The sequence below is a fragment of the Bradyrhizobium sp. RT6a genome, assembly GCF_040547675.1.
In the GTDB taxonomy this organism is placed as follows: Bacteria; Pseudomonadota; Alphaproteobacteria; order Rhizobiales; family Xanthobacteraceae; genus Bradyrhizobium.
This window is the reverse complement of sequence record NZ_JBEPQC010000003.1, coordinates 285,284-303,172: the sequence shown is the minus strand read 5'-3', so window position 1 is coordinate 303,172 and position 17,889 is coordinate 285,284. Positions and strand designations below refer to the sequence as shown.

General features: G+C 63.2%; 18 protein-coding genes and 1 pseudogene. 6 read left to right on the top strand and 13 right to left on the bottom strand.

Going from position 1 to position 17,889, the window contains the following annotated elements; translation table 11 throughout:
• Window positions 1-4: 4 nt before the first annotated feature.
• From ABIC03_RS19480 to ABIC03_RS19470, 3 genes are all read right to left on the bottom strand, one after another.
• Window positions 5-583: a TRAP transporter small permease gene (locus tag ABIC03_RS19480; protein ID WP_027570511.1), complete on the bottom strand. Its 579-nt coding sequence runs from the start codon at window positions 581-583 to the stop codon at window positions 5-7.
• Between the two features lie 136 nt (window positions 584-719).
• Window positions 720-1,679, bottom strand: coding sequence for a sialic acid TRAP transporter substrate-binding protein SiaP (locus ABIC03_RS19475; protein WP_354060882.1), 960 nt, complete (start codon window positions 1,677-1,679; stop codon window positions 720-722).
• Between the two features lie 87 nt (window positions 1,680-1,766).
• Window positions 1,767-2,579, bottom strand: coding sequence for a FadR/GntR family transcriptional regulator (locus ABIC03_RS19470; RefSeq protein WP_354060180.1), 813 nt, complete (start codon window positions 2,577-2,579; stop codon window positions 1,767-1,769).
• 145 nt (window positions 2,580-2,724) lie between these two features.
• Here ABIC03_RS19470 and ABIC03_RS19465 point away from each other — a divergent pair, with 145 nt between their 5' ends.
• Window positions 2,725-4,209, top strand: a complete 1,485-nt coding sequence (locus ABIC03_RS19465; RefSeq protein ID WP_354060178.1) for a mannitol dehydrogenase family protein — start codon at window positions 2,725-2,727, stop codon at window positions 4,207-4,209.
• 100 nt (window positions 4,210-4,309) lie between these two features.
• The gene (locus ABIC03_RS19460; protein ID WP_354060880.1) at window positions 4,310-4,717 is read left to right on the top strand and encodes a nuclear transport factor 2 family protein; all 408 of its coding nucleotides are present in this window, start codon (window positions 4,310-4,312) and stop codon (window positions 4,715-4,717) included.
• Window positions 4,718-4,784: 67 nt separating this feature from the next.
• Here ABIC03_RS19460 and ABIC03_RS19455 read toward each other — a convergent pair whose 3' ends face one another.
• On the bottom strand, window positions 4,785-5,501 hold the full coding sequence (locus ABIC03_RS19455) for an HAD family hydrolase (RefSeq protein WP_354060176.1): 717 nt from the start codon (window positions 5,499-5,501) through the stop codon (window positions 4,785-4,787).
• Between the two features lie 144 nt (window positions 5,502-5,645).
• Between ABIC03_RS19455 and ABIC03_RS19450 the strand changes: the two genes are divergently transcribed.
• Together ABIC03_RS19450 and ABIC03_RS19445 are read left to right on the top strand one after the other, a co-directional pair.
• Window positions 5,646-6,497, top strand: a complete 852-nt coding sequence (locus ABIC03_RS19450; RefSeq protein ID WP_354060174.1) for an SDR family oxidoreductase — start codon at window positions 5,646-5,648, stop codon at window positions 6,495-6,497.
• Window positions 6,498-6,617: 120 nt separating this feature from the next.
• Complete coding sequence (locus tag ABIC03_RS19445) at window positions 6,618-7,880, top strand: serine hydrolase domain-containing protein (RefSeq protein WP_354060172.1); 1,263 nt, start codon at window positions 6,618-6,620, stop codon at window positions 7,878-7,880.
• A 57-nt stretch (window positions 7,881-7,937) separates the two neighbouring features.
• On the opposite strand, the gene ABIC03_RS19440 is transcribed toward ABIC03_RS19445, so the two are convergent.
• Both ABIC03_RS19440 and ABIC03_RS19435 read right to left on the bottom strand, forming a co-directional pair.
• Window positions 7,938-8,825: a dienelactone hydrolase family protein gene (locus ABIC03_RS19440; protein ID WP_354060169.1), complete on the bottom strand. Its 888-nt coding sequence runs from the start codon at window positions 8,823-8,825 to the stop codon at window positions 7,938-7,940.
• A 139-nt stretch (window positions 8,826-8,964) separates the two neighbouring features.
• Window positions 8,965-9,281: pseudogene (locus ABIC03_RS19435) on the bottom strand (MFS transporter); the annotation flags it as partial.
• Between the two features lie 487 nt (window positions 9,282-9,768).
• Here ABIC03_RS19435 and ABIC03_RS19430 point away from each other — a divergent pair.
• Entirely contained in the window at window positions 9,769-10,347 is a 579-nt protein-coding gene (locus ABIC03_RS19430) for a MarR family winged helix-turn-helix transcriptional regulator (RefSeq protein ID WP_354060167.1), read from the top strand.
• A 14-nt stretch (window positions 10,348-10,361) separates the two neighbouring features.
• On the opposite strand, the gene ABIC03_RS19425 is transcribed toward ABIC03_RS19430, so the two are convergent.
• Window positions 10,362-11,348: a hypothetical protein gene (locus ABIC03_RS19425; protein WP_354060165.1), complete on the bottom strand. Its 987-nt coding sequence runs from the start codon at window positions 11,346-11,348 to the stop codon at window positions 10,362-10,364.
• Window positions 11,349-12,167: 819 nt separating this feature from the next.
• On the opposite strand from ABIC03_RS19425, the gene ABIC03_RS19420 reads away from it, so the two are divergent.
• Window positions 12,168-12,938, top strand: coding sequence for a response regulator transcription factor (locus ABIC03_RS19420; protein ID WP_354060163.1), 771 nt, complete (start codon window positions 12,168-12,170; stop codon window positions 12,936-12,938).
• Between the two features lie 175 nt (window positions 12,939-13,113).
• Here ABIC03_RS19420 and ABIC03_RS19415 read toward each other — a convergent pair whose 3' ends face one another.
• The 6 genes from ABIC03_RS19415 to flhA are packed head-to-tail and all read right to left on the bottom strand — an operon-like array spanning window position 13,114 to window position 17,862.
• The gene (locus ABIC03_RS19415) at window positions 13,114-13,572 is read right to left on the bottom strand and encodes a hypothetical protein (RefSeq protein WP_007613914.1); all 459 of its coding nucleotides are present in this window, start codon (window positions 13,570-13,572) and stop codon (window positions 13,114-13,116) included.
• Complete coding sequence (locus ABIC03_RS19410; RefSeq protein ID WP_354060161.1) at window positions 13,569-14,081, bottom strand: flagellar biosynthesis protein FlgN; 513 nt, start codon at window positions 14,079-14,081, stop codon at window positions 13,569-13,571. The genes ABIC03_RS19415 and ABIC03_RS19410 overlap by 4 nt, the downstream gene beginning before the upstream one ends.
• 42 nt (window positions 14,082-14,123) lie before the next feature.
• Entirely contained in the window at window positions 14,124-14,609 is a 486-nt protein-coding gene (locus ABIC03_RS19405; protein WP_354060159.1) for a rod-binding protein, read from the bottom strand.
• A complete protein-coding gene (locus ABIC03_RS19400) occupies window positions 14,606-15,025 on the bottom strand; it encodes a hypothetical protein (RefSeq protein ID WP_354060157.1) in 420 nt (139 codons plus the stop codon). Before ABIC03_RS19400 ends, ABIC03_RS19405 begins: the two co-directional genes overlap by 4 nt.
• A gap of 6 nt (window positions 15,026-15,031) precedes the next feature.
• A complete protein-coding gene (gene fliR / locus ABIC03_RS19395) occupies window positions 15,032-15,784 on the bottom strand; it encodes a flagellar biosynthesis protein FliR (RefSeq protein ID WP_275169360.1) in 753 nt (250 codons plus the stop codon).
• Window positions 15,781-17,862: a flagellar biosynthesis protein FlhA gene (gene flhA, locus ABIC03_RS19390; protein ID WP_275169361.1), complete on the bottom strand. Its 2,082-nt coding sequence runs from the start codon at window positions 17,860-17,862 to the stop codon at window positions 15,781-15,783. The genes fliR and flhA overlap by 4 nt, the downstream gene beginning before the upstream one ends.
• Window positions 17,863-17,889 lie beyond the last annotated feature (27 nt).

Sequence of the window (17,889 nt, the reverse complement as noted above, 5' to 3'; positions counted from 1 at the left end):
GGGATTACCCTTCAAAACCATCGTAGGCGCCGGGACGTTCGAGGATCGAATAGCCCTGTCGCAAATGTTGCACGGCCACCTGCAGAGAGCGCACGAACATCAGCACGAAGCCGAGCAGCACCGCGTAGTAGACGTAGTCCTTGGGAAGATTGATCGTGGTCATGGATTCGTCGCCGATGATCTGGATGTAGACCCAGACCAGCTTGATGGCGTAGCCGAAGAAGGCGATCCGGATCAGGTCGATCACCGTCGACAACGCCCGCGCCACGAGGTGCGGCAGATAGCGATAGAGCAGGTCGACCTGAATGTGCCGCGACAGCCGCACGCACATCGAGGAGCCGATGAAGACCACGCCGATCAGGCAGTAGGTCGCGATCTCCTCGGTCCAGGCGTAGCTGTCGTTGAGCACGTAGCGGGTAAAGAACTGGAGGAAGACGGCGAGCGCCATTACCCAGAAGATCGCCAGCGCGACCCAGTCCTCGAAAGCGTAGATGCCGAGATCGACCTTGGGTGCCGCCTCCTCCTCGAAGGTGTGGGCGATCTCGTCCGCGGTGATCTGCCGGTGCGTTTCGGCGGTGGACATGGGTGTGCTCCTCAAACTGATCACGTCGTTCCGGGATGGTGCGCTAGCACCAGACCCGGAACCTTCGAGATTCTCAGGTGCGCGATTGCGCACCGTAGTTCGGTCCTGCGGACCGCCCCGGGATGACGATACGTCGTTACTTCACCGCCTGAATGCGTTCCCAGTCGGCCTTGCGATAGCCAAACGTCTCGAACGCGACGTTCTTCAGCACGGTGTCGCGGAACTCGTTCTTGTCGACCTCGGTCACGGTCAGGCCCTTCTCCTTGAAGAAGGCGACCAGCTTGGCCTCGTTCTGCTTGATCTCCGCGGTCGCCTTGGCGGCGGCCTCCTGCGCGACGTCGGTGAAGATCTTCTTGTCCTCGTCGCTGAGCTTCTTCCAGAGCGCGCCGGCCACCACCGTGTTGAGGTGGTCGACGATGTGGCCGGTCAGCACGATGTGCTTCTGCACCTCGTAGAACTTCTTGGCCTCGATCGTGGTCAGCGGGTTCTCCTGAGCCTCGACGGTGCCGTTCTGGAGCGCGAGATAGACTTCAGCGAACGCGATCGGCGCGGTGTTGGCGCCGCAGGCGCGCGGCATCGCCAGATAGGCGGGAACGTCGGGCACGCGCATCTTCAGGCCCTTGAGGTCGACACAGGTCTTGATCGGCTTGTTCGACGAAGTCTGGCGCACCCCGTAATAGGTCACCGCGACGATGTGGTGGCCGCTCTTGTCCTCATATCCCTTGGTAAGCTCCTTGAAGATGTCGCTCTTGGTGTAGGCGAGCAGATGATCGGCATCGCGGAAGGTGTAGGGATAATAGGTAACGCCGATCGGCGGAAAGCTCTTCGCGGCGAAGCTCGATCCGGAGATGATGATGTCGACCGAACCAAGCGAAAGGCCCTGGTTGATGTCGGCCTCCTTGCCGAGCTGCGACGCCGGATAGACGTCGATCGCATAGCGCCCGTTGGTGCGCTTGCCGATCTCCTGCGCGGCCCAGACCGACGCGGTGTGGAAGGGCTCCGAGGTCTCGTAGACATGGGCCCATTTCAGCTTGGTCTGCGCCATGCCGGCGCCAGTCGTAGCAATCATCGCCGCGGCCGAGACCGCCACCACCATTGTCATCTTTTTCAACACTGACTTTTCCTCCATTTTTCAAGTCTACTTCTTGTTCGCCCGCCTGAAGTGGACGCGGGCCGCCCAATCTCATCGCCGCCGCGCGCTGCCGCTTTTGGCCCGCTTCTTCAGCGCTCGCTCCGGTTTTGCCGGCGTTACCGGCGAGCCTGCCGATCGGCCGCGTGCCGAAGACGATCCTGCCGCGGTCTCGGCGCCAAAATTCTGCGCAAAGCGCTCCTGGGATCGTGCGAGATGATCGCGCATCGCATCGCGCGCGGCCTCGGGATCATGCGCCGTGATCGCGTCGCGCACCGCGCGATGCTCGTCGAGCGCAGTGCGCCACGTGCCCGGGCTCTCGAAATAATGCGCAAGCTGCGCGAAATAGGGATTGAGGCGCTGGTCGAACAACTCGCCGACCACGCGCACCAGAACGGCATTGCCGAGGCTTCCGGCGATCGCGACGTGGAAGGCGCGGTCATGGACCATCGAGGCTTCGCCGGGGTGTTCTACATTCTCCATCGCGACAAGGGACGCATCGATGCGGGCAACGTCGTCCTTCGTCGCCACGCGCGCGGCTTCTTCGGCAATGGCGCTTTCCAGGAACTCGCGGGCGCGCAGCAGCTCGAACGGGCCCTCGATGACGGAAGCAGGCGCGATCGCGGCAACGGCCGCGGGCTCGATCACATAAATGCCGGAGCCGACGCGGATACGGAGGCGGCCCTCGACTTCAAGCGCGATCAGGGCTTCACGCACCGTCGGCCTGGAAATCTTGAGTTGCTCGGCGAGCTCGCGTTCGGTCGGCAAGCGGCTGCCGACCGCGTACTCGCCGCTGTCGATCAGGTTTCGCAATTGATCGGCGACCTGGCGATAAAGCCGTCTCGCCTCCACAGCTTCCAGCGGCACGCTGGTCCTCCCGAAAAGGCCACGCCGGCAGCTCTCGCTGCCCGCAGCCCGCCAATTTTGGAAAATTGGTCTTACCAATTGACCGCAGCATTGACCGAGGACAGGCGCCATGTCAAGCAGCCGCCAAACAAGGGGAGAGACGACCATGCGCCTTGATCCAACGCGCCTTGGCCGCGCCAATCTCGACCGGCTGCCACCAGGCATCCGCCGTCCGGCCTACGACCGTTCGCGCGTCACGCCCGGCATCGTGCATCTCGGCCTTGGCGCGTTTCATCGCGCCCACCAGGCCGTCGTCATCGACGATTGCCTTGCCGCCGGCACCACCTCGTGGGGCATCGTCGGCGCCAGCCTGCGCAGCCCTGACACACGCGACGCCCTCGCCCCGCAGGATCATCTCTATACGGTTGCCGTCCGTGCGGTCGAAGGCACCGAACACCGCATCATCGGTTCGCTGCTCGACAGCGTGGTCGCGCGCGAGAGCCCGGCACGATTGGTCGAGCGAATGGCCGATCCCGCCATTCGCATCGTCTCCCTCACCGTCACCGAGAAAGGCTATTGCCACACGCCGCAGACCGGCGATCTCGACGAACGGCATCCTGATGTCGTGCACGACCTCAACAATTTCGACGCGCCGCGCTCGGCACCCGGCTTCATCGTCGCCGCGCTGGCGCGCCGGCGGGCCCTGGGCGCCCCGCCCTTCACTGTGCTGAGCTGCGACAACCTCGCCGCCAATGGCCACACCGTGCAGCGGATCGTGACGCAATTCGCCGCGCTGCGCTCGAAGGATCTCGGCAAGTGGATCGCGGATACCGCGGCCTTCCCCTCGACCATGGTCGACCGCATCGTGCCGGAGACGACGGATGGTGACCGCGATGCGGTTTCATCGGCGCTCGGGTTGCGCGACGCATGGCCCGTCATGACCGAGCCGTTCACGCAATGGGTGGTCGAGGACCGTTTCACGGCAGGCCGGCCCGATCTTGCCGCTGCCGGCGTCGAGCTCGTCACCGACGTCAAGCCGTTCGAGCTGATGAAGCTGCGGCTGCTCAACGCCAGCCATTCGGCGCTGGCCTATCTTGGCTATCTCGCCGGCTACGAAACCATCGCCGACACCATGCTGGATCCGCATTTCGCACGCCTCGCGGCGCAGGTGATGGAAGAGGCCGCGGTGACGCTGACGATGCCCGGGGGCACCGATCTCGCCGCCTATCGCGCCTCGCTGCTCAAGCGCTTCGCCAATCCGGCACTGCATCACCGCACCTGGCAGATCGCGATGGATGGCTCGCAAAAGCTACCGCAGCGCCTGCTCGGCGCGATCCAGGATCGTCTCGCCAGCAACCTGCCGATCGCGACGCATGCGCTCGCGGTGGCCGGCTGGATGCGCTACGTCACCGGCCGCGACGAGAAGGACCGCACCATCGACGTGCGTGATCCGCTCGCCGCCGAGTTCGCTGGCTTGGCGCGCGAGGCAGGTCCCGTCGCCGAACGATTGGCGCCCGCCCTGCTCGGCGTCGAAAAAGTGTTCGGACCGCTGGGCGCGGAGCCGCGCCTGCGCGAGGCCGTGACCGTGGCGCTCGGCCGACTCTATAAGGATGGCGCGCGGCGTGCGGTGGAGACGCTTGTCTCAGCGTGACCACAAAACGGGCAGCAATGCTGCATTGCGGTCCAGATCGAACGGAAAGTCGACGGAAGTCGCGCTTGATTTTTCCCTGTCATTGCCCCACCCGAGAGGCATGGCAAAGGACAACAAGGTGATCGCCGCGAACGCAGCGTTCTACGCCGCCTTTTCGACCGGCGATTTCGACGAAATGGAGCGGATGTGGGCGGACGATGACGCCATTTCCTGCATTCATCCCGGCTGGCCGGCCATCATCGGCCGGGCCACGGTGATCGGAAGCTGGCGCGACATCCTGCAGAGTCCGGAACGCCCGCAGATCGTCTGCGCGGAACCGCAGGCCATTGTCGATGGCGACAGCGCGCGCGTGCTCTGCATCGAGATCGTCGACGGCACGGCATTGGCCGCTGCCAACCATTTTCGGCGCGTCGGGGACGACTGGCGCCTGGTGCACCACCAGTCGAGTCCGATCGCGCAAATTGTCGAGCAAGCTGAGGACGATAGAGCGAGCCACCGCGTCCATTGAGGGCGCCCGGCCCGCAGGCACATTCTACTGTGCATGGGGTTGTTTTTCATTTTTTTGTTTTGGCGCCTCACCCGAGCCCGGACAGATCATCCAGCACGACCCGCGCCTGGCTAAAATCTTCGTCCCGGAAGAACATGCTTCTGGTGATGAGCACGGGAATGTTCGCCCTTGAGGCTGCGATCAGGCCGTTGGCGGAATCCTCGATCGCGACGCAGTCGGACGCGTTGAGCTTTAGCCGCGCCAGGATCTCGAAATAGACGTCCGGCGCAGGCTTTTTATGCCGCACGTCATCCCCGGCCACGATCGCATCAAAATCCGCGGCCCAGCGCTTTCCGAGGGCCTGCGACAGCAGTGCATCGATATTGGCGTGCGACGTGGTCGTCGCGATCGCGAGCCGCTGGCCGCGCGCCTTGGCAGCAGCGAGCAGATCCGTCACCCCGGGCCGTAAGGGGCAGCAGCCGGTCTCGACCAGTTCGGCATAACGCGCAGTCTTGATGCGATGGAGTTCCGCGATGTCCACATCCGACAATGGCGCCGCGATCGGCAGCCTTTCATGGTGGGCGCGGATCCGTTCCTTGCCGCCGGTGACCCGCAGCAGGTCCTTGTAGACGGCCCGGTCCCACTTCCAGTCGAGGCCGTGGCGGGCGAAGGCATGGTTGAAAGCCTGCCGATGCAGCTCCTCGGTCTCGGCCAGGGTGCCGTCGACATCGAAGATCAGCGCGGCGGCGCGGCGGACCAGCTCAGCGGCGTCAGATGGCATTATAGCGAGCGCTTCTGCCTGCATGATCGATGTGTCCCTCCGATGAGCGACCATCGCCTCCACAGGCGGGCGGGACAAATTGCAATATCTTTTGCCGGACCCAAAAATCTCTTATGAGCGGAGGAGCGCTGCGGCGTGAACGGGAACTTCGACCTGCAAGGAAGACGTATGCGGCTCTTTATCCTTGGCCTCGGCTACAGTGCCCGGCACTTCGTCCGCCTGTTCGGTGGCCGCTTCTCGCATATCGCCGGCACGGTGCGCGATCCCGCGCAGCGGGGCGATCTCGCCGGCATCGAGGTGCACGCTTTCTCCGGCGGCAGTCCGGCACGCGAGACGGTCGAACGTATCAGCGACGCCGACGTTCTTCTCATCTCGATCCCGCCCGGCAGCGCCGGCGATCCTGCCATTGCGACCTTCTCGGACGTGCTGGCAGCGGACCGCCACCGCAGGATCATCTATCTCTCCACCATCGGCGTATACGGTGACCATGCCGGCGGCTGGGTCGACGAGAGCACGCTGCCGAAGGCCGACCTCGACCGCACGCGCATGCGGGTCGCGGCGGAACAGGCCTGGACGGACGCGACCGGTGGCGACGCCGCGATCCTGCGGCTTGCGGGTATCTATGGCCCCGGTCGTAACGCTCTGGTGACGCTCCGCGCTGGAACGGCCCGGCGCATCATCAAGCCAGGACAGGTGTTCAACCGCATCCACGTCGACGACATCGCGAGCGCCATCATGGCCGCGGTTCATTACCCGAGCGGCGGTACGTGGAACGTCTGCGACGACGAGCCCGCACCGCCGCAGGATGTGATTGCGTACGCGGCGAAGCTGATGAATGTTGCACCGCCGCCCGAAGAGGCGTTCGAGACCGCCGAGATGTCGGCGATGGCCCGCAGCTTCTATGCCAGCAGCGCTCGTGTTTCCAACGCGAAAATGAAGCGCGAGCTCGGCGTCACGCTTGCGTATCCGACCTATCGCCACGCCCTGGATACGTTGTGGCACGCGGGAGAGGGACGATAGCGTTCCGGCATTCCCGGCGTCCCAGGCATGCCCTGCTCGCGCTTGACTTCGCTCCGGTACGGTCGTGATCTAACCATCGAGCGGGCCACTGCAAAACGAGCCCGCGCTTGGGAGGATCCAATGAAGACGATCGTCATGGTCGCGGCGGCTGCCGTCATCACACTCGGTGCAGCGCGCGCCGCGCCGCTGCCCGAAGCCAGCCCAGACGACGCCGGCTTCTCGAAACAAGGCCTTGCACGGCTCGACAATTTTTTCGCGCGTGAGATCGCCGCCAAGCGCGTGCCCGGCGCCGTCGTGGCGGTGGCGCGGGACGGCAAGCTCGTCCACTACAAGGCCTATGGCATGCTCGATCCGGACAAGGGCACGCCGATGGCTATCGACGCGATCTTCGCGCTGGCATCGATGACCAAGCCGATGGCGGCAGTCGCGGGCCTGACATTGATGGAACAAGGCAAGCTACCGCTTCAGGCCAAGCTGTCCGACTACTATCCCGGCTTTGCCGACATGAAAGTCGGCGTTCAGCAGGGCGACGGTTCATTGAAACTCGAACCGCAGGCGTCACCGATCTTCATTCACGACCTGTACCGCCATACGTCCGGATTGATGTATGGCGGCCGCCCGGACTCATCGAGCCCGGTGGCGCGGCAATATCCCGACGGTGTCGCACCGGCGATCGAGGGCGACACCCAAGCCTTCATCGATCGGATGACAAAACTGCCGCTGGCGCATCAGCCCTCGACGGAGTTCGAATACGGCTTCTCGATCGACGTGCTCGGCGCCGTCGTCGAAAAGGTGAGCGAGCAGAAGCTCGGCGACTATCTCGCCGGCAATGTCTGGCAGCCGCTCGGCATGAAGGACGCGACCTTCCATCCGACCGACGCACAGCGCCCTCGCCTCGCCCGCCCGTTCGCCAACGATCCGCTGACCGGAAAGCCGCAAGCCATCAAGCTTTTGGACACGCCGACAAAATTCGACTGTGGCGGCGCCTGCTCGTTCGCCACCGTCGGCGACTACATCCGCTTCGGACAGATGCTGCTCAACGGCGGCGAGCTCGATGGCCAGCGCATCCTCGGTCCCAAGACCGTGCATCACATGATGACCAATCATCTCGGCCCCGAGATCAAGAACAACGTGGCGAACATCGAACCGCATCGCGCCGGCTTCGGCTTTGGCCTCGCAGTCGCGGTCCGCACCAGCGAAGGATTGTCGTCGGTCCCCGGCAATCCCGGCGAGTTCACCTGGAACGGCGCCTACGGGACGCAGTTCTTCTGCGATCCCAAGGAGCGTCTTGTCGTTGTGGTCGGAACGGCGGCGCCGGGCGAACTGCGCAAATATTATCGCGAACAGGTCCAGGACATCGTCTATGGCGCGATGGTGAAGTGAGATCGACGCCTTGGAATAGAAAGGGCGGCCACTCGGGCCGCCCTTTTAAAATCAGCGTCAGCTCAACACGCCATACTTCTTGAACCAGGCCTGGGCCTGCTTCCAGGCATCTTCTGCGGCGTCCTTGCGGTAGCTGCCGCGGTAGTCGGCATGGAAGCCGTGCGGCGCTTCCGGATAGATCTTGAACCCGGCCGTCTTCTTGTTTTGCTCGAGCGCGGCTTTCATCTGCTCGACCTGAGTGACGGGAATGCCGGTATCGGCGCCGCCATAGAGGCCGAGCACCGGTGCCTTCATCTCGGGCGCGAGCTGCATCGGGCTCTTCGGCCACAGCGGATTGGCGGGATCGACGACGGTGCCGTAGAATGCAACACCAGCCTTGAGGCCGCCGCTGTGAGCGGCATACTCCCAGACGGTGCGTCCGCCGCGGCAGAAGCCGACGACGCCGAGCTTCGCGGTGTCGCCGCCTTGCGATCCCGCCCACGCCACCGTCGCAGCGCGATCGGACAGCAGTTCGCCGTCCGGCTTGGCATTGACGATCGGCAGCAGGTCCTTGATCTCGGCGACCTTGGTCAAATCGACGCCCTTGCGGAAATAATAGTCGGGCGCGATCGCGAAGGCGCCGAGCTTCGCCAGGCGCCGCGTCACGTCCTTGATGTATTCGTGCAGGCCGAAGATCTCCATCGCCACGATGATCACCGGCGCCTTGGTGTTGCCGGCGGGGCGCGCGAAATATGCAGGCATCTCCTCGGAGCCGACTTTGATCTTGACGTCGCCGGTCTGGAGGCCGCCGGTATCAGTGGTGATCGCCTCGGCGCGCACGGGCCCTGCCGCAAGCGTGTGGCCGGCCGCGACCGCCGCGGTGGCGCTCATGAATCCGCGGCGCGAGACCGGGGCGACCTTGGTCAGCCCGACGACGTCGGATGTCATGGTGGTTTCGATACTCATCGGTTCGTCCTTCCTGATGCGCGCCTGATCCTTCAGGCGGCGCATTCGCCAATAGTTGCCGGCGAAACGCAAATCACCAGCCTACGAGCGCACCGCTTTCAGGCCTTGTTTTCAGGTCTTGATCTGATGCTGTTTCACTGGCGAAGCCTTGCGCCATACGCGCCGCGATCACGACGACGGGCGCTGCAAGGCCGATCGATTGATAAGACGGCGTGAGCGCGATGGTCAGGATCGATAGCTCCATGAGTGCGAAGCTCAGCAGCATGGCAGGCCGTCGGCCAATCCGGTCGGAATAGATCCCGAGCACGATTCCGCCGATCGGCCGCGTCACGAAGCCGGCGCCGAAGGTCGCCAGCGACGGCATCAGGCTGCCGTACTCGCTTCCCGTCGGGAAGAGGTATGGCCGATTTGGATGGCGAAGAAGCTGTAGGTGATGAAGTCGTAGAATTCGAGCATGTTGCCGACGGTGGCGGCCAATGCTGCGCGCTTGACGCTGAACGGCTTCACTTGCTCGATCACGGACGACACACTGGCATTTCCGGCTCGATCCTATTTCGATTTAACCGCCTGGCCGCATTGCGGCGCAACATCCATTAACCGAAAATAGCGGTTCGCTCGTCCCCATTTGCGCTGCCACGAGTTGCGGCCCATCGGCCTGCTCGCGCAATCCAAAGCGGTTCACGCAACAAATGGGCTCCGCGATGGTCGCAGCGACACATCATGTTGCACGCACATCCCGCGCTAGCGGAATTTGCGCGTACACCGCGTCCATTTGACTGAAATTTTCAGAAGAGTTGAGCCGGGCGATTTACTCGAACTTTCTTCGTGACGCTCTAGCTCCACGGCCGAAGGTTCCGCCTCTCTCAGGGAGCTTCATTATCAGCCGCCCGGATTGCGCTACCAAAAGCTCAATTGAATTAAGATTTACTGACCTGGAATTGAAATGAACTTGGCTCGCGAATCGATTGAACTGCTGGAACAGGTCGCCCGTATCCTGTGGTTCGAAGGCGCCAAGCACGGCTTGCGCGACCGCGAGTGGATGGCGCTGCGTTTCCTTTTTCGCGCCAACCGGTTTTCTCGGACGCCGTCGGCGCTCGCAAGTTACATCGGCACCACTCGTGGCACCGCCTCGTTCATCATCGGGGAACTGGAGCGGCTCGGATATCTCGAGCGAAAGCGCTCGGCCCAGGACAAGCGGTCGGTGATGCTGAACGTGACACAACAGGGCAAGAAGTTCCTGGTGCGCGACCCCGTCAACGTCCTCCTCGAGTCCATCGCCGTGCTCGAGGACGAGGCGAAAGTCAGCTTCCGCGACGCGCTCCGCCACGTGCTGGATCAGTCGGACGCAGCCGAACAGCGGCACCATACCGACGTCTGCAAGCGATGCATCTTCCTCCGCGAAGATCGCAGCACCACGGACAGCAGGACGACGGCCGAGTTCAGCTGCCGCCGGTTTCGCGCGCCGATCGCCGAGGCGGAGGTCGATCTGCTATGCACCAGCTTCGAGCATCACCGCAAATAGAAGGCGGCCCTCGATCAGGGCGTTGCCTTGCGTGACGAATAGATGACGCCCCCGCTGGACTCGACCACCAGACGTCCGTTCTCGTTTCTGATCTCCTCGATGCGGCCAAGGCCGGGCACCTGTTGTCCCAGCACCGCCTCGATGACGCCGTTCGGGCCTTGCAGGATCGCAATCCCTTCATAGGCCTGGCGGACCGACCAGCCCTTGACCGTCTTGCGCGGCGCCGAAATGCGCTCGGCCGGAGATACTGACCCCGTGATCTCGGGCGTAGCGGCCGAGGCCATCATCGGCATTGGCTGTGAGGCGACGGGCGCCGGAGCCTGGGCCTGCGCCTGGGCAAGCTTGTCCAGCTTCACCGTAGAGGACGAACTCACCCGTTCGATGCGATCCAGATTTTCGCCAAAACGGCCAAAACGGTCATTGGTCGCCTTGCTCGATTGATCGACCGCGGTGCGCAGACCGTCGAGATTATCGGACACGCCCGACACCTGCCTGCGCAGTTGCGTCACCGTCTCGCGCAGATTCCTGATCTCAGTATTGGCGGCGACGTTGCTCTGGGCGGGCTGCGTGGTGAGATAGGCGATCACGCCGGTGCAGGCGCAGACGACCAGGACCGCAGCGACCGCCAATGTCGCGAGCGGCACGACCCATGTCGGACGCGGCGGCGGCGGCTTAGCCACGATCACGGCCGGCTTGATCACGGTGGGCGTAGGCTTGGGGATTGCCATCTTGTCGAGGCGCGCCTTGGCGCGAATACGCTTCAGGCCCTCGAGCGCCTCTTTCGCCAGAGTTTCATCGCTAGCTGCTGCCGACGCAGGCTTGGTATTCGCAGCAGGCTTAGTATTTGCAGTAGGCTTAGTATTTGCAAAAGGCTTGGTATTTGCAAAAGGCTTGGCGGTCGGCGCCGCATTGTCCCTGGGATCGCGCGCATCTGTAGCCGGCTTCGCCGTTGCGGAAGCATCGGCGGTTGCGTTGGGACGAGCTTGTCCATCGGACAACATGCGAGAATGCTCCGTTCGGTTCGATCTGTCGAACGGTGACGTTATTTGCCGAAGCTTGCCTGAAACGTGCGGATCGAAAACTTTTCATCACGCGCGATGCGACGTCACATGAGTCAAAAGCGTCACGCACGCGGCGAGAGTGCGACTCGAAAGACACACCTTTGCCAAGATTTCGCCAAGCTGGAGTCGCTTCGCCATACATGAGTCGAATTGTCGCACGTGGAAACACGACGACGAGAGTCAATCCGGGGTTGAAAATCCCTCAATATGCATGATGCGCAGCATTACCCAAAATGGCTGTAATCATACGGGGATGCGGAACTTTAGAACCGCCAGGGTGCAAAACTAGTTCGAATTCCAAATCAACTGATGCGATTGAATATACAAAGAAACAACTCGAACCGAATCAACTGCATCAAGCACGTGTAGCAAACGCTTAGTTGCGCACGCTTGATCGGAAATCGGCAATTGTTACGGTCCTACTCAAGTGATTCTCGCCAGTTGGCGAGGAGATCGACACAGTGCAGTAGCGTTCGGATGCAATGAGCAACTTGGCGCAACTGTTCTAGGTCGCTTTCTCAATCCGCTCCGCGAGGTGATCCGCAAGACACCCGCCGAGCCTCATGCAGTAAGCGTTCAGTATCGAGTCGAAGTAGCAGGCCTGCGAGACGCAGGCACTGAATGCGTAGGGCTGCCCGCGAATATCGAAACCATAATAACGGTTCGCGGGAAGGAATATCGTCAAACAGCACAGTTGCCGAGCCGGGCATCACAACAACCAACCGGCCGTAACAAGTGCGAAACAGGGGCGACAAACTGATGTATATTATCGTTGATGATCGCGAGAGCGTCACGAACAGCTATGTCGGAGGGCTCGTTCGCGAAGGTGTATCGTCGATCGGCTTCTCCTCCGGAGAATTCTGGGACTGGCTACAATCTGCGAGTGAACCGGATTTGGCCGCGGTGGACGCCTTCCTCCTCGGGGATTGCGACACCCGCGGAAGCCTGCCGCGGGCGATGCGCAAGCGCTCCTCGGCGCCCATCATCGCCATGAGCGGCCAGAAGATGCTCAAGAACACGCTGGAGCTGTTCGAATCGGGCGTCGATGACGTCGTCCACGTGCCGATTCACCTCCGGGAGATCCTCGCCCGAACGGCCGCAATTGCGCGCCGCCGGGTCGGGGAACTGCCGAGGCCCTGCGAGACCAGGATCCAGGTCTTCTTCAACGGACGTGACCCCGAGATCGCTGGCCACGCCCTCACCCTGCCCCGCCGCGAACTGCGCATCCTCGAATATATGGTCAGCAACCACGGCAAGTGGGTCACCAAGACGCAGATATTCAACGCGGTCTACGGCATCTTCGAAGCGACATTCGACGAGAGCGTAATCGAGAGCCACGTCAGCAAGCTGCGCAAGAAACTCCGCGATCGCCTCGGCTTCGATGCGATCGTGGCCCGGCGCTACGTCGGATACCGGCTCGACATCCCGGCCGGCGAAACCATCGACGTGCCGATGCAGGAGCTCGACGAGGTCGGCATCCTGCTGAACAGGACGCATGCCGCCCCGGCGGCGTATCCGGCCGGAAACTGATCGGCAGGGCGCTGCTACGAAACCGACAACGGCCGCTGCGAACTTCCTTCGCAGAGGCCGTTGTAGTTTCAGCGACGTCAATGGCGAACAGAGGCGCGGCAGTACCGACGCTGCGGCACGCGTCCAAACTAGGTTCTAGAGCTTCGCTTCTGATTCGATCAGAACCGATAATGCCCTAGGGCTTCTGCTGGAATTCTTCCTTCGACACGTAATTGAAGTCCTCGACAAGGACGTCCTGGACGACTTCGGCCTGCATTCGCTCGTTGACACGCTGCTTGATGGCCGTCGTGAGGATGGAGAGGTCGTAACGGGCGAGTTTTCTGAAATCGAGGCGATCGTCCGCATAGATCCTGCGGAAGGCTTCATCGACGACGAACGGCTCGGGCGGCACGTTGAGCTGGTGCATGGTCCGCGCCTCCACGGTGTAGACGAAGCGCGCGACGATGTAGCCCTGCACGTTGCCACTCTCGACCATCGGCACGCTCAGCGCCCGCGTCTTCTGGTACTGCAGCCCCTCGAGATATTCGTCCTTTGCAGGCAGCAGGCTGCCATTTTCTTTCCAATAGGCCACGGCATAGCTCGTTCCCGCGGTGAGGATGCATACCCAGAGCCCGGCCAGCACGAGTCTGATCATTTTCCGTCCTGTGCTGCGCGGCCGGTATAGGTGCCGTCCGACTCGGCGTCTTTGATGGCCTTGACAATGATGGTCGCGACCTCGCGCACCGCATCGTAATGCATTTCGAGGATGGAACGGTTGCGCTCGAGCTTTTCGCGCAGCCGCTGGATCTCCTCGGTGATCTCGACCTCGCCGCCGAGATGCATTCGTGCCCGCATCAGGCGGACGAATTCCAGCATGCTCCGGCTTTTCCGGGCGCTGAACTCGTCGAAGTCGATCTTCTTGCCCGTCGCGAGCGCGGCCGTCTCCTCTTCGACGATGCTTGCGAGCCGGCGGATCGCAGCCAGCAGTCCGCGCACCTCGTCCGATCTCGCCGCGTCCGCGCCGTCGTTCGCCACCTCGCCGCCGACATTCGACAGCAGCACGGGCAGCAGCGCATCGCCCGAAACGCCTGCCGTCGTCATCGCCTCGGTGTCCACGGCCGGCTGCTCCATTACCATGGCCGCCGCGCCTTCTTGTGCCTGCATAGGAAATTCACCCTTCAACTTCTGTCATCCATTGCCGGATCGTCATCCGGCCTTGCCCGTAGCGACCGGTCCCGCCGGATGCGCGGCAGCGAGCTGCTTGGCAATGCCAATGCCCTTGCCCTTTGCCAGCTGCGCACCAAGTTGCTCCGCCAGCATCGACTTCCAGACGCCGCCGGCCGTGCCCTTGCCAAAGACCTCCTCCGACTCCTTCGGCAGCATCGTCTCGACGAAGGTCTGGAGGATGAAGGCTTCGAACTTGCGGTACACCTCGCCGGATGCCGGCGCCTTGATCACCTGCACCGGCGCCCCGTTCACCGCACCCGACTGCGGTTCCGAAACCTTCGCCGCGGATTGATCGGCAGCAGCCGCCTTGGCCTTCGCCTTGCCGACCTCCGCGTCCATCGTGGCGGTAAAATCCGTGTCCGATGATTTCAGCGCGTCGAGCTTCGCGGTGGCCGCGCGCTGCGTCACGGGATCGGCGGCGTCGAGGACGTCGAGAACGAGGTCGGGTGTCGCTGTCACGATCATGTCTTGGTCCGGTTGGCCGGCCGTGGCGTCCACTCGCGCACGGTGAGGCTTGTTCCCGTCATCTCCTCGAGCGATCGCTTCTCGGCGTCGCGAAGCTTGTCCGCGAGCGCCGCTTTCGCGACCTGCTCGAACTGCTTCACACGGCGGCTCTCCGCGCGAACCTGGACGAGCTGCTGCGAGGCCTGGGCCTGAATCGCACGCGCGCCGACGCTGGTTCTAGTCAGACGCCGCGCGATCGATTCGCTCGATGATCCCGCCGGCGGCTTCCCCTCGTTGAGAGTTCCGACCAGCCATTCCTGCTCGTCCTGCAAGCTGCGCTCCTGCTGCCGCAGATGCGCGAGCTGCCATTCTGACAGCCGGAGCTGGAGCTTCACGAGCGAAACCATCCGGCCGAGCTTGTCCGCGCGCGACGTCATGACCGATCACTCCGCCAGCCAGGACGAGACGCCGAGCATGAATTGCGTCAAGAGCTCGTCGCTGGTGAGGTAGAGCAGCAGGAATCCGCCGAACAGCACGAAGGGCACCGAGATGAAATAGACAGGAATCGCCGGCGTCAGCTTGTTGATCAGGCCGACCGCCAGGTTGACGACGACCGAATAGACGATGAAAGGGCTGGCGATCCGCAGCGTCAGCACGAATGCCTCCGACAACCGGCCCACGAGCTGGTCGAGCGGCATGCTGCCGCCGAGCCGGTCGCCGGGATGCCAGACGTCGTAGGAGTTCATCAGCCCGCGCAGGACCTGCCAGTGCTGGTCGGTCATGAAGAACAGCGTGGTGACGGCCGTCATGATCAGCGGCACCAGGGCCGGCGCCGGATCGGTGTCGCCCACCGGCGTCCCCGGGATGTTGCTCAGCCCGATCGCACTGGCCATCATGGTGGCCATGGTCTGGAGTGCGAGGAAGAACACGCGACCGCCGAGCCCGATGACGCTGCCGACCACGAGCTCGGAGCAGATCAGCAGCACGAGCGTCAGCGGCGCCGCGTTGTCCGTGAGAGGCTTCAGGACAGCAATCAGGATCGGCGTCAGCGCAAACGTCGTGACGAGCGCGACGAACAATCGGACCTGGGCCGGAACGTTGACGCTGGAATAGCCGGGCACCAGCATCAGGCAGGCACCGATGCGGCAGAACACGATGAACGTCACCAGCACGCTGTCGGTGAGGCCGCTGATCACGATATGGCTCCAAGCGCCCTGATCTCGGTGCTGCGCGCGACTTCGACATGCGACAGGATCGGCAGTGTCGGAAAGACCCGCTCCAGGATCATCCGGACGTAGGGACGCGCTTCCGGGGTCACCGCCAGCACCACGCTGGTGCCGTTCTCGGTGAACTTGCGGATCGCGGCGCTGGCTTCGGTCGCAAACTGCTCGATGAGGCGCGGATCGGCGTCGAATTCGACGACGTCGCCCTTGGCGTCGCGCTTCAGACTCTGGTGGAACGCGAGATCCCAACGGTTGCCGAGACGGACGACGTTGAGCACGCCATTGTCGGAGAGATCGCCGCAAATCTGCTGGGCAAGACGTGTACGCACATGTTCTGCCACCTGCTCGGAGCGCCGCACATGGGGCGCGATCTCGGCGATGGCTTCGAGGATCAGATGGAGGTTACGGATCGACACGCGCTCGGCCAGCAGGATCTTCAGGATCGCCAGCAGCCCCGAATACGATATCTGCGACGGGCAGAGGTCCTCGACCAGACGCTTGTATTCGGGATCGAGCTGGTCGAGCAGGCCGCGCATGTCCTTGTAGGACAGCAGCTGGGCGAGGTTGGCCCTGATCACTTCGCTCAGATGCGTGAGCAGCACCGACAGATTGTCGACCGGCTTGCAGCCCTGACGCTTGACCTCGTCGGTGAACGCGTCCGTCACCCACAGCGCCTTCATGCCGAAGGCCGGCTCGATCACCTCTTCGCCCGGCACGTCGGGCTTGCCGTCCTTGTCGACCAGCACCAGCACTTCGCCGAGCCGGAGCTCGCCCTGCGCGACGCGGGTGTCGTGGATCCGGATCTGGTATCCTTTGGGATCGATCGACAAATTGTCGGTGAGCTTGATCTCGGGAACCACGAAGCCGTACTGCTTGGCGAACTTCTTGCGGATCTTCGCCACGCGGTGCGCCAGCTCGTGGCGCGAGCCCAGCAGGTGGACCGAGAGGTGGCCGCCGAGCGCCAGCTCGATCTCCGCCGTCTTGAGCGATTCCTTGACGGATTCCTTGGCATCGACCTGGGCGCGTTCGTCGGCCTTGCGCGCATCTTCCTTCTGCTTCAGGGCTGCCTGCCGCCTCGGCAGCGAGTATCCGACGAAAGCCATGACGCCGCCGAGCAGCAGGAAGGGCGCCGTCGGCAGCCCCGGCATCAAGGCGAGCACGAACATCATCAGCGCGGCGGCCGACACCGCGCGCGGATAGCCGCCGAGCTGCCGCAACACCGCCTGCTCGGCCGAACCCCTGGTGCCGCCCTTCGAGACGAGCAGGCCCGCCGACAGCGACACGATCAGCGCCGGCATCTGCGTTACCAGACCGTCGCCCACGGAGAGCTTGGTGTAGACGTCGGCGGCCCGTGCCAGGGTCAACCCGTGATGCGTCACGCCGATGATGATACCGCCGAAAATGTTGATCGCGGTGATGATCAAACCGGCGACGGCGTCGCCGCGGACGAATTTCGAGGCACCGTCCATGGCGCCGAAAAACGCGCTCTCCTCTTCCAGCTCGCGGCGCCGGCGCTGGGCTTCCTTGTCGTCGATCAGGCCCGCGGACAGATCCGCGTCGATCGCCATCTGCTTGCCGGGGATGGCATCCAGAGTGAAACGGGCGCCGACTTCGGCGATACGCGTTGCGCCCTTGGTGATCACGACGAAGTTCACCGTGACCAGAATGGCGAAGATGATCAGGCCGATGACGAAATCACCACCCATGACGAACTTCGAGAAACCGGCAACGACATGGCCCGCGGCGTTTTCTCCCTCCCCGCCGCGCGACAGGATGAGGCGAGTCGTCGCGACGTTGAGCGCAAGCCGCAGGATCGTCGCGATCAGGAGCACGGTCGGGAAGGCCGAGAAATCGAGCGGCCGCTGGATCCACAGCGCGACCATCAGGATCAGCGCCGACAGCGCGATCGAGAATGCGAGGCCGAGATCGATCAAGATCGGCGGTATCGGCAGGAACAGGATCGTGAGCATGGCCACGATGCCGCCTGCGAAAAAGGCGTCGGCGCCCAATCGTCGCGGGGTCGGCAGGCTAGCAGCTAACGTATCGGCCATGGGTCACCGGCAGAGGATCCGGCCCGT

What these genes read in the sequence shown, in the direction of transcription:
- ABIC03_RS19480 (WP_027570511.1), bottom strand. Translation starts at nt 583, where the DNA reads ATGTCCACCGCCGAAACGCACCGGCAGATCACCGCGGACGAGATCGCC.
- ABIC03_RS19475 (WP_354060882.1), bottom strand. Translation starts at nt 1,679, where the DNA reads ATGGTGGTGGCGGTCTCGGCCGCGGCGATGATTGCTACGACTGGCGCC.
- ABIC03_RS19465 (WP_354060178.1), top strand. Translation starts at nt 2,725, where the DNA reads ATGCGCCTTGATCCAACGCGCCTTGGCCGCGCCAATCTCGACCGGCTG.
- ABIC03_RS19460 (WP_354060880.1), top strand. Translation starts at nt 4,310, where the DNA reads ATGGCAAAGGACAACAAGGTGATCGCCGCGAACGCAGCGTTCTACGCC.
- ABIC03_RS19455 (WP_354060176.1), bottom strand. Translation starts at nt 5,501, where the DNA reads ATGCAGGCAGAAGCGCTCGCTATAATGCCATCTGACGCCGCTGAGCTG.
- ABIC03_RS19450 (WP_354060174.1), top strand. Translation starts at nt 5,646, where the DNA reads ATGCGGCTCTTTATCCTTGGCCTCGGCTACAGTGCCCGGCACTTCGTC.
- ABIC03_RS19445 (WP_354060172.1), top strand. Translation starts at nt 6,618, where the DNA reads ATGAAGACGATCGTCATGGTCGCGGCGGCTGCCGTCATCACACTCGGT.
- ABIC03_RS19440 (WP_354060169.1), bottom strand. Translation starts at nt 8,825, where the DNA reads ATGAGTATCGAAACCACCATGACATCCGACGTCGTCGGGCTGACCAAG.
- ABIC03_RS19430 (WP_354060167.1), top strand. Translation starts at nt 9,769, where the DNA reads ATGAACTTGGCTCGCGAATCGATTGAACTGCTGGAACAGGTCGCCCGT.
- ABIC03_RS19425 (WP_354060165.1), bottom strand. Translation starts at nt 11,348, where the DNA reads ATGTTGTCCGATGGACAAGCTCGTCCCAACGCAACCGCCGATGCTTCC.
- ABIC03_RS19420 (WP_354060163.1), top strand. Translation starts at nt 12,168, where the DNA reads ATGTATATTATCGTTGATGATCGCGAGAGCGTCACGAACAGCTATGTC.
- ABIC03_RS19415 (WP_007613914.1), bottom strand. Translation starts at nt 13,572, where the DNA reads ATGATCAGACTCGTGCTGGCCGGGCTCTGGGTATGCATCCTCACCGCG.
- ABIC03_RS19410 (WP_354060161.1), bottom strand. Translation starts at nt 14,081, where the DNA reads ATGCAGGCACAAGAAGGCGCGGCGGCCATGGTAATGGAGCAGCCGGCC.
- ABIC03_RS19405 (WP_354060159.1), bottom strand. Translation starts at nt 14,609, where the DNA reads ATGATCGTGACAGCGACACCCGACCTCGTTCTCGACGTCCTCGACGCC.
- ABIC03_RS19400 (WP_354060157.1), bottom strand. Translation starts at nt 15,025, where the DNA reads ATGACGTCGCGCGCGGACAAGCTCGGCCGGATGGTTTCGCTCGTGAAG.
- flhA (WP_275169361.1), bottom strand. Translation starts at nt 17,862, where the DNA reads ATGGCCGATACGTTAGCTGCTAGCCTGCCGACCCCGCGACGATTGGGC.